Raw genomic sequence first — 16,739 nt, 5'->3', positions numbered from 1 at the left:
TTAAAAATAATAAATAACAATGGTTACAACTTCAGATATTAGAAATGGATTATGCATACGATATAATAATGATATTTATAAAATTATCGAATTTTTACACGTAAAACCAGGTAAAGGTCCTGCATTTGTTAGAACAAAGCTAAAAAGCGTGACTAATGGTAAAGTGATTGATAATACATTTTCTGCTGGACATAAATTGGATGATGTAAGAGTAGAAACTCATAAATTTCAGTATTTGTACAATGATGGAGAGTTCTATCATTTTATGAATGAAGCTGACTATACACAAATAAGATTGTTAGAAGCAGCTTTAGATACTCCAGAATTAATGAAAGAAGGAGAAGTTGTGACTGTAATTATAAATACAGAAGACAATATGCCACTTTCTGTAGAAATGCCCGCAAGTGTCATTTTAGAAGTAACAGCGACTGAGCCAGGAGTGAAAGGTAACACAGCGACAAACGCTACAAAACCTGCAACAGTAGAAACTGGTGCAACGGTTAACGTGCCTTTATTTATTAACGAAGGTGATAAAATAAAAGTCGAGACTGATAAAGGAACTTATAAAGAACGTGTAAAGGAATAAATTAAAATGAAATTCCCAAATCCACATACCTTAGAACAAATCGCAAAACTAATTGATTGTCAATTTGTTGGTGATTCTGATATTATGGTGTTGGGAATGAATGAGATTCATGTTGTAGAACCTGGAGATATTGTATTTGTGGATCATCCAAAATACTATGATAAAGCATTACAAAGCTCTGCAACAATAGTGTTAATAAACAAAGCAGTGGATTGTCCTGAAGGTAAAGCACTTTTAATAAGTGAAGATCCGTTTAGAGATTTTAATAAATTAACCAATCACTTTAAACCTTTTAAAAGCTCTAGTGTTTCTATTTCTGCTTCTGCTATAATAGGAGAAAACACCATAATTCAACCCAACTGCTTTATAGGTAATAATGTGACTATTGGAGACAACTGTGTCATACATTCTAATGTAAGCATATATGATGATACGGTTATAGGTAACAATGTAACTATACATGCAGGATGTGTTCTTGGTGCTAGTGCTTTTTACTACAAAAACAGACCAGAAGGGTTTGATCAATTACAATCTGGAGGTAGAGTAGTTATAAAAGACAATGTAGATATTGGTGCGTTATGCACAATAGATAAAGGTGTTACAGGAGATACAATAATAGGTGAAGGTTCTAAATTGGATAACCAAATTCAAGTTGGTCATGACACTGTTATTGGTAAAAAATGTTTAATAGCCTCTCAAACAGGTATAGCTGGCTGCTGTATTATTGAAGATGAAGTTACACTTTGGGGACAAGTTGGTACTACAAGTGGAATAACCATTGGTAAAAAAGCCAATGTGTTAGGTCAAACAGGTGTTACTAAATCTATTGAAGGCGGAAAGTCGTACTTTGGGACTCCAATCGAAGAATCTAGAGTTAAACTAAAAGAACTGGCTTACATTAAGAAAATTCCAGAAATAATAGATCAATTAAAAAATAAATAGATGTCACCAAAAGAAATAGTTAAGGCATTTTACAACTCAGATTTAGCTAATGATGCTTCAGTGGTTTCAATATTTTTTCATAAAGATTGTCAACTGCATTGGAACAGTAGTCAAGGTTTTACCATACTAGATTATAAAGGTTTAGAAGGCTTTTTTAAAGGCACACGTCAATCTTATAATGCCTTACGTTTTCAATTCAGTCATATATTGGAGGACAATCAATTTGTAACAACCAGACATACTTTGTTTGGTAATACTATTGAAGATCCAGATAATGAAATCGCTTTAGCACATTTTACTTCAATTTGGGAAGTTAAAGACAGTAAATTGTTTCGTTGTCACGAAATAAGTCAACTAGCAGATAATAATACTTTAGAATCAAATTCATTTTCTGAAATAAAAATCTAAAATAGTTTTAAAAAATAGCTATCAAAAACTTACTTTTGCATTGCAAAAAATAATTTATTACAAAATTTCTTAATTAATACAAAACATGAGCGTTTTAGTAAACAAAGATTCAAAAATAATAGTTCAAGGATTTACAGGAAGTGAAGGTACATTTCACGCAGGACAAATGATTGAGTATGGCACTAATGTAGTTGGTGGTGTAACACCTGGTAAAGGAGGTCAAACGCATTTAGATAAACCTGTCTTTAATACTGTTCAAGAAGCTGTAGACAAAGTAGGCGCAGACACAACTATTATATTTGTTCCACCAGCATTTGCTGCAGACGCTATTATGGAAGCTGCAAACGCAGGTATTAAAGTAATTATTTGTATTACTGAAGGTATACCAGTTGCAGACATGATAAAAGCTTCAGATTATATTAAAGGAAAAGACTGTAGATTAATTGGACCTAACTGTCCAGGAGTTATTACACCAGGAGAAGCCAAAGTTGGTATAATGCCAGGATTTGTATTTAAGTCAGGAAAAGTTGGTATTGTATCTAAATCAGGAACCTTAACTTATGAAGCTGCTGATCAAGTTGTAAAACAAGGATTAGGTATAACTACAGCTATTGGTATTGGTGGTGACCCAATTATTGGAACCACAACTAAAGAAGCAGTAGAATTATTAATTAACGATCCTGAAACAGAATGTGTGGTTATGATTGGAGAAATTGGAGGTCAGTTAGAAGCTGATGCTGCTAATTGGTACAAAGCGTCTGGAAGTAAAAAACCTATTGTTGGATTTATAGCAGGTGAAACTGCACCAGCAGGTCGTACAATGGGACACGCAGGAGCAATTGTGGGTGGATCTGACGATACTGCTCAAGCTAAAAAAGCAATTATGAGAGATTGTGGTATTCATGTTGTAGATTCTCCAGCGGAAATTGGTAAAAAAGTAGCCGAAGTTGTTGGTTAAATTATTTAACACTAATGTGTTAAAATAATCCAAATATATAAACGTTTAAAGTTCGTTAGCTTATTTTAGCTAACGAACTTTTTTAATTTATAAACCAACCAAAAATGAAACACTTAAAATTATTTCTAGCTATGGCTATAATTACTTTTGTTACAAGTTGTAAAAAAAGTAATTCTGGAGACTTAGCTGTAAAAACCGAAACACAAAATGATGCTAACGGATTTAGTTACGAAAGCATTACCAACGACCCAACAGGTTTGCGTTTATATACTTTAGATAATGGGTTAAAAGTATATTTAAGTAAAAATACAGACGAGCCAAAAATACAAACTTACATAGCTGTTAGAGCTGGTTCTAATTACGACCCTAAAGAATCTACAGGATTAGCACACTACCTTGAACATATGGTGTTTAAAGGTACTGATGAGGTTGGTACAGTCGATTGGGAGACGGAAAAAAAGTACTTAGATACCATTTCTAATTTATATGAAAAACATAGAGCAGAAAAAGATTCAGATTTAAAAAAAGCGATTTATAAAGAAATTGATAGAGTATCATTAGCTGCTTCAAACTATTCTGTTGCTAACGAGTATGATAAAATGTCAAGTTCATTAGGTGCAACAGGAACGAATGCTTACACATGGTTTGAGCAGACCGTGTACACTAATAAAATACCTGCAAACGAATTAGACAAATTTCTAGCTTTAGAAAGCGAACGATTTAGTCAAGTGGTATTGCGTTTGTTTCATACAGAGCTAGAAGCTGTTTTTGAAGAGTTTAATCGAGGACAAGATAGCGATGGACGTAAACGTTATGCAGCAATGTTAGAAGGATTATTTCCTAATCATCCATATGGACAACAAACGACTATTGGTACTGCAGAGCATTTGAAAAATCCATCAATGGTAGATATTCATAATTATTTTGATAAGTATTATGTACCTAATAACATGGCAGTAATATTAGTTGGTGATATCGATTTCGATACAACAATTAAAAAGGTTAACGATACGTTTGGGAAATTTGAACGCAAAGACGTTCAACATCCTGAGTTACCTAAAGAAGAACCTTTAAATTCTATCGTAAAAAAAGAAGTATTTGGACCAACTGCAGAAAGTATTTCTATAGCTTATCGCTCTGGTGGAGTCAATACTGAAGATGAAAAATTAGTGACCTTAGCAGATATGATATTAGCTAATGGTAACGCTGGTTTAATAGATTTAAACCTAAATCAGCAGCAAGTAGTGCAATATGCTGGCTGTTCCCCAACATTTTTAAACGATTATGGATATCATGTCTTTTCTGGTTCTCCAAAAGAAGGACAATCCTTAGATGAGGTTAAAGCTTTAATACTAGAACAAGTTGAAAAATTAAAAAAAGGAGAATTTGAAGACTGGATGTTAGAAGCAGTAATTAACGATCTTAAAAAATCCAAATTGCAAGAGTATGAAAGCAGTACTGCTGTAGCTAATGCTTATGTAGATGCCTTTATACATAATGAAAAATGGGAAGATAAAGTCAAGTTTTTGGATGATCTTAAAAAGATTACTAAACAAGGCTTGGTAGACTTTGCTAATACGTTTTATAATGACAATTACGTGGTAACATACAAACGTAAAGGCGCAGACGATAAAATTGTTAAAGTACAAAATCCAGGAATTACTCCAGTTAACCTGAACAGAGGTGCTAACTCTAAATATATTGAAGCGTTTAATAAAATGGAATCAGAGCCATTAAAACCTGTGTATGTAGATTATGCTTCAGCTATTAAAAAGACTGAAACTGATAGCGGAATTAAAGTATCTTATATTGAGAATGAAACTAACGACTTGTTTGATATGAATATCATTTTTGATATGGGTAGTGATAATGACAAAAAGTTAGATTTAGCAGTTGGATATTTAGAATACTTAGGGACAGACAAGTACACCAATGAAGAGCTTAAAAAAGAATTTTATAAATTAGGAATTGACTACTATGTAAATACTGGTAACGAAAAAACATATATTGGTTTAAATGGTCTAAAAGAAAACTTGCCTAAAGGATTAGAGCTATTAGAACATCTTTTGGACAATGCAGTACCTAATCAAGAGGCTTATGATAAATATGTACAGTCTATTGCAAAAGGAAGACAAAATAATAAGACCAATAAAGGAAGCATACTAAGACGTGGTTTATTGAACTATGCTAAGTTTGGAGAAAACTCAAGCTTGCGTAACATCATTCCAGTTAGCGAACTAAATAAAATTAATCCTCAAGAATTAGTTAATTTAACTAAGGATTTAAAAAATTATAAGCAACGTGTGTTTTACTATGGAAAAGACATAGATAATGCAGTCGCTGCATTAAACACGTCTCATAAAGTATCAACAGAACTGAAAGATTACCCTCAAGCGCTAGCGTTTAACGAATTAGAGACAGGTGGAAACGTATACTTTGTGGATTTTGACATGGTACAATCAGAAATGATGTTTTTAGCCAAAGGAGAGCCTTTTAAGCCAGAAAATATGGCTGCATCAACTTTGTTTAATACGTATTTTGGTGGTGGATTATCATCAATAGTATTCCAAGAGATTAGAGAATCTAAATCTTTGGCCTATTCTGCTTGGTCAAGCTATAGTACTGCTAGAGATAAGGACGATTCAAATTATGTGATGGCTTATATTGGGACGCAAGCTAATAAAATGCCTCAAGCAGTTGACGCTATGATGGATTTAATGAATAACATGCCAGAATCCGAAGCACAATTTCAAGCAGCAAAAGAGTCTACTCTTAAAAAATTAGCAGCTCAACGTATCAATAAATCTAATATCTTTTGGAGTTATGAAAGACTTCAAAAAAGAGGCATGTCTGAAGATAACAGAGAAGCCATGTACAATGCTATTAAAGATATGACTATGGAAGATTTACGAGAGTTTTTTAATAATAACATTAAAGGCGAAAATTATAACGTGATGGTGATAGGGAATAAAAATGATGTAGATATGAAAGCCTTGAGCAAATTAGGAAAAGTGCAAGAAATGGATATAGACTATATATTTAATTATGAAAAACCTGAAGAAGTGAAGATGTAGATTATAAAAATCCCTTTCTAATTTAAAGAAAGGTTATTAAAAAAGCCTTTTAATTTAATGACAAATTAAAAGGCTTTTTTTATTTAGAACACACAGTTATTGTTATATTTGAAATAGAAAATTAACAACATGTTTTCGTCTACACGAAAATAAAATAAATTATTTTAATGAAACTTTTAGAAGGAAAAACAGCTATAATCACAGGTGCTTCAAGAGGTATAGGTAAAGGTATCGCTCAAGTATTTGCTCAGCAAGGTGCTAATGTTGCATTCACTTACAGTTCTTCAGTAGAAGCTGCAAACGCACTAGAAAAAGAGTTAAATACTTTTGGAATTAAAGCTAAAGGATACAAAAGTAACGCAGCAAGTTTTGACGAAGCGCAACAACTAGCAGAAGATGTTTTAGCAGAATTTGGTAGTATTGACGTATTAGTTAATAATGCTGGAATTACAAAAGATAATTTGTTAATGAGAATGGGTGAGGAGGATTTTGATCAAGTTATCGAAGTTAACTTAAAATCTGTTTTTAATATGACTAAAGCTGTACAGAGAACTATGCTTAAGCAGCGTAAAGGATCTATAATTAATATGAGTTCTGTAGTTGGTGTTAAAGGTAATGCAGGTCAAACCAATTATGCTGCGTCTAAAGCAGGTATTATTGGATTTTCTAAGTCTGTAGCATTAGAATTGGGTTCTAGAAACATTAGAAGTAATGTGATAGCACCAGGTTTTATCGAAACAGAAATGACAGCAAAACTTGATGAAGAAACCGTTAAAGGATGGCGTAACGCTATACCTTTAAAACGTGGAGGTACTCCAGAAGATATAGCTAATGCGTGCGTGTTTTTAGCGTCAGACATGTCAGCTTATGTAACAGGTCAAACATTAAATGTTGATGGTGGAATGTTAACCTAAATACATTTATTAAATACTATTACTACCATGAAAAACCTATTATTCATTATTACATTTTTTTTAACTACAACTTCAATAGTCAACGCTCAAGATTGGATAGACTATAAATCAGAGGATTTAGCATTTATAGCTAAGTTTCCTGGAGAACCAGAACGCACGGTTCAAGAAGTTGAAACAGCTATTGGAACCATCGATATGCACATGATTATGCTTAGTCCTGATTCTAGTGACGATAATATGGTGTATTCTGTGATTAGATCTGATTATCCTGAGGAAGAATTTGAAGACGCTGATGACGAGTACAACAATTCTGTATTAGATGGCGCTGTTAATGGTGCTACAACTAACGTGAATGGCGAGTTAAGTTCTGATGAAAAAATAACACATAACGGTTTTCCTGGACGTAGTATAAAAATTAAAATTAGTGGTGCATTTATTTACATGAATGCCTTTTTAGTTAATAACACCATGTTTGTTGTACAAGTTATTTGTTTAACAGATAAAGACGAAAACAAGGATATAAAGCGATTTATGGACTCGTTTGATATACTAAAAGTTAAAGAAGACTAGTGTCAACAGAAACCCTCTTATACATTATTTTAGCAGGTATAGTAGCACTTTTACTAGCCTTATTCCAGTACAAATATAAATCTAAAAGCGCATCACAATCTGTTGCGCTTTTTACATTTTTGCGTTTTATTACCTTATTTTCAATTTTATTATTACTTATTAATCCTAAGTTTGAACAGGTAAAATATTACACTGAAAAGCCTAATTTAGTAGTAGCAGTAGACAATTCAGCGTCATTACAATACTTAAATCAAGATCAGAATGCTAAAAATGCGCTTCAACAATTAGTCAATAATCAAGAGTTAAAAGATAAATTTAATGTTGAGGTGTTTTCTTTCGGAAACACATTGGAAGTAAGTGATAGTGTGTCTTTTAACAATCAACAAACCAATTTAGATAAAACGTTTAAAGAGTTAACTCAGATATATAAAAACACTATTTCGCCAACCATACTTTTAACAGATGGTAACCAAACGGTTGGAAACGATTATCAGTTTTCTGCTAAAAACTATAAACAACCTATTTATCCTATAATATTAGGTGATACCATAACGTATGCAGACTTAAAAATAAGCCAACTTAACGTCAACAAATATGCTTACCTAAAAAACAAATTTCCTGTTGAAGCAATTGTTGTATACAATGGTAGTAAGACTGTAGCCAGTAAATTTGTTATCACTAAAGGCAATACAACGGTGTATTCTAAACCACTATCATTAAACAAATCAAAAAATAGCGAGGTTTTAAATTTTATTTTACCAGCAAGTGGTGTTGGTGTGCAGGAGTACAAAGCACAAGTGGTACCATTAGCTACAGAAAAAAATAAAGTAAATAACTATAAAAATTTTGCAGTAGAAGTCATTGATCAAAAAACTAAAGTAGCCATTGTTAGTACCATTTTGCATCCAGATTTAGGTACTTTAAAAAAGAGTATTTCTAGTAACGAGCAACGAGAAGTTGTATTTTTAAAACCTAATCAATTAGAATCTCAATTAAATGATTTTCAATTAGTTATATTGTATCAACCAAATAATTCATTTAATTCATTATTTGATGTATTACAAAAGCAAAATAAAAACAAATGGGTTATTACTGGAACTAAATCTGATTGGCGCTTTTTAAATAAAGTTACTAGTGAATATAGTACTGATACTTCGTCACAAACCGAAGATTACCAAGCCAATCTTAACACTAATTACACGTCTTTCATCATTGAAGATTTAGATTTTGAGAGCTTTCCACCTCTAAAATCTACATTTGGAGACTCAGAGTTTAAAACACCTTTCGAGACTATTTTATACAAATCTGTTTCTGGTATCAAAACCCAAGAACCGTTACTAGCTACTCTTGAAACCAATAATAGAAGAGAAGCCATCTTATTTGGCGAAAACCTTTGGAGATGGCGTGCACAAAGCTATTTAAACAATGGAAGCTTTTTAGAATTCGATAATTTTATTGGTAAGCTAGTCCAGTATTTAGCGTCCAACAAGCGAAAAAACAGATTGAATGTTGACTATAATTCATTTTATAACGGAAGTGAAAGTATTATAATAAGTGCTCAATTTTTTAATAAGAATTACGAATTTGATAGTGGTGAAGCATTAACAATTTCACTTAAAAATAAAGACACCAATAAAACCTCTAAAAGACCTTTAATTTTAAAAGGAAACAATTATCAAGTCAATTTAAGTAATATACCAGCAGGAGATTATAACTTTACAGTTAGTGCAAGCTCAGAAAACATTACAGTTTCAGGAAATTTTAAAATTGTGGAATACAATATAGAGCAACAATTTTTAAATGCCAATGTAACAAAGTTGCAACAAATAGCTACTAACAGTAGTGGTGAAGCTTTCTTCATAGATAATTACGCTGCAATCTCAGAACGTTTATTAAAAGATAATCATTATCAACCCATCCAAAAAAGTAACAAAAGTATTGTACCTTTGATAGATTGGCAATATTTACTGTTTATAATAGCTTTATCCTTGGCATTAGAATGGTTTATAAGAAAATATAAAGGATTAATATAAAATTAAAAATTAGTTATGGAAAAATTACCAAAAATTGCATTCCCAATAATCATAGCGGTTATTATCGGAATTATTTTAATTGCTAAATCAGCAGTAACAATTGACTCTGGAGAAGCTGGAGTGCTTTTTGAAACCTTTGGAGACGGTGTTGTAACCGATGAGCCTCCAATGGGTGAAGGGTTTCATATTGTTGCACCATGGAATAAAGTCTATATTTATGAAGTACGTCAACAAGAATTATTTGAAAAAATGAAAGTATTATCGTCTAACGGACTAGAAATACAAATTGATGCTTCTGCTTGGTACGAGCCTGTTTACAGCGAGTTAGGAAATCTTCACCAATCACTAGGTCAAAACTACTTGCAACGTGTCATACAGCCTGCCATACGTAGTGCTGCACGTAGTGTAGTTGGTCGTTACACACCAGAACAACTATATTCTAGTAAGCGTGACGCAATTCAAGATGAAATTTTTGCTGAAACAAAAAAGATTTTAGAAAAGCAATACGTACAATTAAACGAGGTGTTAGTACGCGATGTTACTTTACCTAATACAATTAAAGAAGCTATCGAGCGTAAATTACGTCAAGAACAAGAGTCTTTAGAGTATGAGTTTAGATTAGTGACAGCTGCAAAAGAAGCAGAAAAAGTAATTATTGAAGCACAAGGTAAAGCAGATGCAAATCGTATTTTAAGTGCTTCACTAACAGATAAAATTTTACAAGATAAAGGTATCGAAGCAACAGTAAAATTATCAGAATCTAATAATAGTAAAGTTATTGTTATAGGCTCAGGTGATAGCGGAATGCCAATTATTTTAGGAAATCAATAATTTAAAAGTAAAAAGCTAAGATTTTCTTAAAATTTAAATTTAAATAAGAATAGGTTTGCTTTTTACATTTTAAATTCACAATATTTGTATTCAACAAAACAGAAATGAATTTTATTCAATCACATCATCATCATTTTCATATTTGCACTCAAGCGAACTGAAGATGTATTGTATAAAATCAACATATTTAAAAACCGTTTGAGTAAATCAAACGGTTTTTTGTTTTTAACAACTTTCTAATTAAAGATTTACTCAAACCCAATTAAAAAAAAATTAAAATGAGTAAATTAAAAATTGCAGTTCAAAAATCAGGACGATTAAATGAGGATTCCATGAAAATCCTTAAAGACATTGGTATTTCTATAGACAATGGAAAAGACCAACTTAAAGCATCAGCCAGAAATTTTCCTTTAGAAATTTTCTATTTACGTAATGGAGATATTCCACAATATCTAAAGGATGGTGTGGTAGACATTGCCATCATCGGAGAAAATGTATTAATCGAAAAAGGTAATGACATTACAATTGCAGAAACATTAGGATTTTCTAGTTGCAAAGTGTCTGTTGCAGTACCTAAAGGAGCAAAATACAATTCGGTTAAAGATTTAGAAGGAAAACGTATTGCTACATCGTACCCAAATACAGTTAATCAGTTTTTAAGTAAAAACAACGTATCTGCCAAGTTACACATCATTAATGGTTCTGTAGAAATTGCTCCAAATATTGGGTTAGCAGATGCTATTGTAGATATTGTGTCTAGCGGAAGTACATTATTTAAAAACGGTTTAAAAGAAGTTGAAGTTATTTTAAAATCGGAAGCAGTATTAGCAGTATCTCCTAAAATTTCTACTGAAAATCAAAAATTGCTTGAAAAAATACAATTTAGAATACAATCTGTTTTAAAAGGACAAAACTCAAAATACGTGTTACTAAATGCACCAAACGATAAGCTAAAAGATATCATCAATATTTTGCCAGGAATGAAAAGCCCAACGGTTTTACCATTAGCAGAAGCAGGTTGGAGTAGTGTACACTCCGTAATAAATAAAAACCAATTTTGGGAAGTTATTGACGAATTAAAAGCTAATGGAGCACAAGGTATTTTAGTTTGTCCGATAGAAAAAATGGTGATTTAACAATCTAAATATTACACTGCGAATAGACAAAGTGAAAAAAAATAATTATGAAAACATTTATAAACCCAAACCAATCCACTTGGTCAACCCTTTTAAAACGACCAACACAGACTGTAGATGATATTGAAACTACAGTAACTCAAATCTTTGAGGATGTGCAACGTAATGGTGATCTAGCTATAACAAAATACACGCAACTGTTTGATGGAGTCGAATTAGCTTCAAATACAGTGTCCGCTAAAGAAGTTGAGCTAGCGAGTTCTAAAATTTCATCTGATTTAAAACAAGCAATTCAACTAGCAAAGCGTAATATTGAGACATTTCACAACGCACAAAAAACGGAAACAATCAGCATTGAAACTACAGTTGGTGTCACTTGCTGGCAAGAAAAAAGAGCCATTCAAAAAGTCGGGATTTATATTCCTGCTGGTAGCGCACCATTATTTTCAACCGTTTTAATGTTGGCTGTTCCTGCTCAAATTGCAGGATGTAAGGAGATTGTATTATGTTCGCCTCCCAACAAAGAAGGTAACATAGCTAACGAAATTTTATATGCAGCAGAGCTTTGTGGAGTCACTAAAATAATTAAAGTTGGAGGTATTCAAGCAATAGCTGGATTAACGTTTGGAACAGACACTATACCACAAGTCTACAAGATTTTTGGTCCAGGAAACCAGTTTGTGACAGTGGCGAAACAATTAGCAACTAAATACGGAGTAGCAATAGATATGCCAGCTGGACCAAGCGAATTGCTAATAGCTGCAGATAATAGTGCTAATGCAAGTTACGTGGCTTCAGATTTGCTAAGCCAAGCAGAACATGGTGCAGATAGTCAAGTCATTTTGGTGTCAGATTCTCAAGGTTTTATAGAGCAAGTACAAAAAGAAATAGACAAACAGTTAGCGGTTTTACCAAGAAAAGACATAGCTAAACAAGCACTTGAAAATTCTAAAGCTATTATTATGGAAGACGCGAATGATGCATTAGACATAATTAATGACTATGCTCCTGAACACTTAATATTATGTACTAATGACAATGATTTTTTTGTCAATAATATAATTAACGCAGGATCTGTATTTATAGGAAACTATACACCAGAAAGCGCAGGAGATTATGCATCTGGAACTAATCACACCTTACCTACTAATGGTTTTAGTAAAGCGTATTCTGGAGTAAATTTAGACAGTTTTACAAAAGCCATTACGTTTCAAAAAATCACTAAAGAAGGTATTCAAAATATTGGTAATTCCATAGAGTTAATGGCTGAAGCCGAAGGTTTACAAGCGCATAAAAATGCGGTTTCAATACGTTTAAAGGATTTAAAATAAAAAGTCACCTCGAGCGCAGTCGAGAGTTTTTTAATAAGCAATTAAGATAAATAGGTCTCGACTGCGCTCGACCAGACAACAAAAAATGAGCATAACATTTAACATAAACGACCTAGTTAGAGCTAACATTAAAGCTTTAAAACCATATTCTTCTGCAAGAGATGAGTTTAAAGGTACAGCAGATGTGTTTTTAGATGCTAACGAAAATCCGTTTGGAAATTTAAACCGTTATCCAGATCCACAACAAACAAAAATTAAGGAAAAACTTTCAGTTATTAAATCTGTTGAAACTAATCAAATTTTCATTGGTAACGGAAGTGATGAAGTTATCGATTTAGCGTTTCGTATTTTTTGCGAACCTGGAAAAGATAAGGTTTTAACCTTTACACCAACCTACGGAATGTACGATGTGTCAGCAAATATCAATAATATTGAGGTGATTAAGCAACCTTTGATTAACGATTTTCAAATTAATTTAAATCAATTACAACCGTATTTAGATGTTGAAGATGTAAAAATCATTTTTATTTGCTCACCAAACAATCCAACAGGAAATACTATAAATACAGAAGATATTGAATACATTCTTGAGAATTTTAATGGTATCGTGATTGTAGACGAAGCTTATATCGATTTTAGCTCGCAAGCATCATTCATTAAAAACATAAATAAATACAACAATCTAATTGTAAGTCAAACCTTTAGTAAAGCTTGGGGATTAGCAGGAGTTAGAGTAGGCGTTGCATATGCTAGCGAAGCTATTATTGCACTTTACAATCGTGTAAAACCGCCATATAACGTAAGCACTTTAAACCAAAAAGCGGTTTTAGAGAGTTTAAACAATCAAACTGAAGTGTCTAAAAATATTGAGATAATTCTTTCAGAAAAAAACAAGCTTAAAGAAGCTTTAAATCAGCTAGATATCGTTAAAAAAATATATCCTACAGATGCTAACTTTTTATTAGTTGAAGTTGATAATGCAGATAAAACCTACCAATATTTAATCGATAAAAAAGTAATTATTAGAAACAGGAATACTCAGGTTAAGAATTGTATTCGAATTACTGTTGGAACTGTGAAAGAAAATGAGAGATTAATTGAATACCTTCAATTAATTTCGAAATCCTGAACTTGATTCAGGAACTAATAAAGTTGAAATATTGTTATGACTGTTAATCAAAAATACTATTGTTATATTTTAAGTAATAAGAATAGAACAGTATTATATATTGGTTATACTGAAAATTTAAAACAGAGAATAAAACAACATAATTCTGGAAGAGGAGCTGTATTCACTAAAAAATATAATTGTTGTGAATTGATTTATTATGAAGAATTTATAATAAAGAAAGATGTGAAATCAAGAGAAAGATAACTTAAAAATTGGCATAAAGAATGGAAATGGGAACTTATTAAAGTTTCTAATCCAAATTTAAACACATTAGAAATTAAATAAAAAGATCCTGAATCATGTTCAGGATTGATTAACAAGTTAATCATGAAAAAAGTACTATTCATAGACAGGGACGGAACTTTGGTATTAGAACCACCTGTAGATTATCAACTAGATAGTTTAGAAAAATTAGAGTTCTACCCAAAAGTATTTCAATACATGGCTAAGATAGCTTCAGAGCTAGATTTTGAGCTAGTTATGGTAACCAATCAAGATGGTTTAGGAACAGATGCTTTTCCTGAAGATACCTTTTGGCCTGCTCAAAATAAAGTCATATCAGCATTCGAAAAAGAAGGTGTTGTTTTTTCTGAAGTGTGTATCGACAAAACGTTTCCGCATGAAAATGCCGAAACTCGTAAGCCACGAACAGGCTTGCTTACTAAATATTTTGATACAACTGAATACGATTTAGAAAACTCATTTGTTTTAGGTGACCGAATTACAGATATGGAATTAGCCAAAAATCTTGGAGCAAAAGGTATATTTTTATCTGAAGATCCAGAATTAGGAGCAGATGAAATTGAAAGTTCAAAACAAGCCATTTTAGATTCTATCGCATTAACAAGTACAGATTGGAAAGCCATCTACGAGTTTTTAAAATTAAATGATCGCGTTGAAGAAATCACGCGTAATACCAACGAAACCAAGATTTACATTAAATTAAACCTTGATGGTTCTGGTAAAAATAATATTGATACTGGTTTAAAGTTTTTCGACCACATGTTAGACCAAATTGGTCGTCATGGTGCAATGGATTTAACCATAAAAGTTGATGGCGATTTAGAAGTTGATGAGCATCACACTATTGAAGATACTATGATTGCTTTGGGCGAATTATTTAATAAAGCTTTAGGTAATAAATTAGGTATCGAGCGTTACGGTTTTTGTTTACCAATGGACGACTGCTTAGCACAAGTAGCAGTTGATTTTGGAGGTAGAAACTGGTTAGAATGGCAAGCCGATTTTAAACGCGAAAAAATAGGTGATATGCCAACCGAAATGTTTTTCCATTTGTTTAAATCGTTTACAGATGGTGCAAAATGCAACTTAAATATTAAAGCTGAAGGCACTAATGAGCACCATAAAATTGAAGGCATTTTTAAAGCATTTGCAAAAGCAATGAAAATGGCTGTAAAACGTGATGCTAATAAAATGTTTTTGCCATCAACTAAAGGTATGTTGTAATGAAGTTAGTAATAATAAATTACGGAGCAGGTAATATTAAAAGTATTCAATTTGCCTTTAAACGCTTAGGTTACGATGCCATTTTATCTAACAATCCAGATGAAATTAAAGCAGCAGACAAAGTAATTTTTCCAGGAGTTGGTGAGGCAAGTTCTGCAATGCAAATGCTAAAAGAAAGCGGTTTAGACACTTTAATTCCAGCTTTAAAACAACCCGTTTTAGGGATTTGTTTAGGGATGCAATTGATGTGTAACTCTTCAGAAGAAGGTAGCACCAAAGGATTAGGTATTTTTAATGTAGATGTCAAGCGTTTTAACAATAGTGTTAAAGTGCCACAAATGGGTTGGAATACGATAACAGATTTAAAATCAGCGTTATTTAAAGATATTAAAGATGACGCTTTTATGTATTCTGTACATAGTTTTTATGCAGAAGCTTGTAAAGAAAGCATTGCCACTACTACTTATAGTGTAGAATTTGCTTCAGCTTTACAAAAAAATAATTTTTATGGTGTGCAGTTTCATCCAGAAAAATCATCTGTAGCAGGAGAACAAATTTTAAAGAATTTTATAGAATTATAACATGAGAATAATACCAGCAATAGATATCATAGACGGTAAATGTGTACGCTTAACAAAAGGAGATTACAATACCACTAAAATTTATAATGAAAACCCACTTGAGGTTGCAAAACAGTTTGAAGGCGCAGGAATCGAGTATTTACATATGGTCGATTTAGATGGTGCGAAAGCTTCTCATGTCGTAAATTACCGAGTTTTAGAGCTAGTGGCTTCTAAAACTAATTTAAAAATAGATTTTGGAGGTGGTTTAAAGTCTGATGACGATATTATAACAGCATTTAACTCTGGAGCAAAACAAATAACAGGAGGAAGTATTGCTGTAAAAAACAGAGATACGTTTGAGCGTTGGATTAGTAAATATGGCTCTCAAAAAATCATTTTAGGAGCAGATTGTAAAAACGAAAAGATAGCCATTAGTGGTTGGTTAGAAGAAAGTACTTTAGAGGTAATTCCGTTTATAAAAGCGTATCAAAAACAAGGCATTCAATATGTGGTTTGTACAGACATTTCAAAAGACGGAATGTTAGAAGGACCATCAATAGACCTGTATAAAACCATCATTGAAGAGTGTACCAATGGTAGTTCTGGTCAGTCTATAAAACTTATAGCTTCAGGAGGCGTTACAACTATTGAAGATGTAGAAAAGCTTTCAGAAATTAATTGTGAAGGTGTCATCATTGGTAAGGCGATTTATGAAAACAGAATCACTTTAAAAGAACTAGAACGATTTTTATAAT

16 protein-coding genes are annotated in these 16,739 nt (G+C 32.2%); all 16 read left to right on the top strand.

Translation table 11 applies throughout. The features are described 5' to 3' along the window. Positions 1-19 precede the first annotated feature (19 nt). The 16 genes from efp to hisA all read left to right on the top strand — a co-directional run bounded on the left by efp (position 20) and on the right by hisA (position 16,738). The gene (gene efp, locus Ollyesu_RS12440; protein ID WP_111660742.1) at positions 20-586 is read left to right on the top strand and encodes an elongation factor P; all 567 of its coding nucleotides are present in this window, start codon (positions 20-22) and stop codon (positions 584-586) included. 6 nt (positions 587-592) lie between these two features. Next, positions 593-1,528 carry a UDP-3-O-(3-hydroxymyristoyl)glucosamine N-acyltransferase gene (locus Ollyesu_RS12435; RefSeq protein ID WP_279301547.1) on the top strand — a complete coding sequence of 312 codons (936 nt, stop codon included), beginning with the start codon at positions 593-595 and terminating at the stop codon, positions 1,526-1,528. Continuing rightward, positions 1,529-1,936 (top strand): nuclear transport factor 2 family protein, encoded by a 408-nt coding sequence (locus Ollyesu_RS12430; protein ID WP_279301546.1) that lies wholly within the window; start codon positions 1,529-1,531, stop codon positions 1,934-1,936. A gap of 85 nt (positions 1,937-2,021) precedes the next feature. Beyond that, complete coding sequence (sucD, locus tag Ollyesu_RS12425; RefSeq protein ID WP_279301545.1) at positions 2,022-2,894, top strand: succinate--CoA ligase subunit alpha; 873 nt, start codon at positions 2,022-2,024, stop codon at positions 2,892-2,894. 104 nt (positions 2,895-2,998) lie between these two features. Further along, on the top strand, positions 2,999-5,968 hold the full coding sequence (locus tag Ollyesu_RS12420; protein WP_279301544.1) for a M16 family metallopeptidase: 2,970 nt from the start codon (positions 2,999-3,001) through the stop codon (positions 5,966-5,968). A 167-nt stretch (positions 5,969-6,135) separates the two neighbouring features. After that, positions 6,136-6,882: a 3-oxoacyl-[acyl-carrier-protein] reductase gene (fabG, locus tag Ollyesu_RS12415; protein ID WP_279301543.1), complete on the top strand. Its 747-nt coding sequence runs from the start codon at positions 6,136-6,138 to the stop codon at positions 6,880-6,882. A 27-nt stretch (positions 6,883-6,909) separates the two neighbouring features. Further along, complete coding sequence (locus Ollyesu_RS12410) at positions 6,910-7,452, top strand: hypothetical protein (RefSeq protein WP_279301542.1); 543 nt, start codon at positions 6,910-6,912, stop codon at positions 7,450-7,452. Continuing rightward, on the top strand, positions 7,452-9,485 hold the full coding sequence (locus Ollyesu_RS12405; RefSeq protein ID WP_279301541.1) for a VWA domain-containing protein: 2,034 nt from the start codon (positions 7,452-7,454) through the stop codon (positions 9,483-9,485). Before Ollyesu_RS12410 ends, Ollyesu_RS12405 begins: the two co-directional genes overlap by 1 nt. Before the next feature lie 15 nt (positions 9,486-9,500). After that, positions 9,501-10,316 (top strand): prohibitin family protein, encoded by an 816-nt coding sequence (locus Ollyesu_RS12400; RefSeq protein ID WP_279301540.1) that lies wholly within the window; start codon positions 9,501-9,503, stop codon positions 10,314-10,316. 278 nt (positions 10,317-10,594) lie between these two features. Then, complete coding sequence (hisG, locus tag Ollyesu_RS12395) at positions 10,595-11,452, top strand: ATP phosphoribosyltransferase (protein WP_279301539.1); 858 nt, start codon at positions 10,595-10,597, stop codon at positions 11,450-11,452. Positions 11,453-11,499: 47 nt separating this feature from the next. Beyond that, entirely contained in the window at positions 11,500-12,783 is a 1,284-nt protein-coding gene (gene hisD / locus Ollyesu_RS12390) for a histidinol dehydrogenase (RefSeq protein ID WP_279301538.1), read from the top strand. A gap of 85 nt (positions 12,784-12,868) precedes the next feature. Beyond that, positions 12,869-13,912: a histidinol-phosphate transaminase gene (hisC, locus tag Ollyesu_RS12385; RefSeq protein ID WP_279301537.1), complete on the top strand. Its 1,044-nt coding sequence runs from the start codon at positions 12,869-12,871 to the stop codon at positions 13,910-13,912. Positions 13,913-13,948: 36 nt separating this feature from the next. Continuing rightward, on the top strand, positions 13,949-14,158 hold the full coding sequence (locus tag Ollyesu_RS12380; protein WP_279301536.1) for a GIY-YIG nuclease family protein: 210 nt from the start codon (positions 13,949-13,951) through the stop codon (positions 14,156-14,158). 123 nt (positions 14,159-14,281) lie between these two features. Further along, positions 14,282-15,421, top strand: a complete 1,140-nt coding sequence (gene hisB, locus Ollyesu_RS12375; RefSeq protein WP_279301535.1) for a bifunctional histidinol-phosphatase/imidazoleglycerol-phosphate dehydratase HisB — start codon at positions 14,282-14,284, stop codon at positions 15,419-15,421. Further along, on the top strand, positions 15,421-16,002 hold the full coding sequence (gene hisH / locus Ollyesu_RS12370) for an imidazole glycerol phosphate synthase subunit HisH (RefSeq protein ID WP_279301534.1): 582 nt from the start codon (positions 15,421-15,423) through the stop codon (positions 16,000-16,002). The genes hisB and hisH overlap by 1 nt, the downstream gene beginning before the upstream one ends. 1 nt (position 16,003) lies before the next feature. Further along, the gene (gene hisA / locus Ollyesu_RS12365; protein ID WP_279301533.1) at positions 16,004-16,738 is read left to right on the top strand and encodes a 1-(5-phosphoribosyl)-5-[(5-phosphoribosylamino)methylideneamino]imidazole-4-carboxamide isomerase; all 735 of its coding nucleotides are present in this window, start codon (positions 16,004-16,006) and stop codon (positions 16,736-16,738) included. The last annotated feature ends 1 nt before the right edge of the window (position 16,739 follow it).

The organism is Olleya sp. YS (genome assembly GCF_029760915.1).
GTDB lineage: Bacteria > Bacteroidota > Bacteroidia > Flavobacteriales > Flavobacteriaceae > Olleya.
Note: the sequence above shows the minus strand (reverse complement) of the source record. Positions and strands in the feature narration are given on the sequence as shown.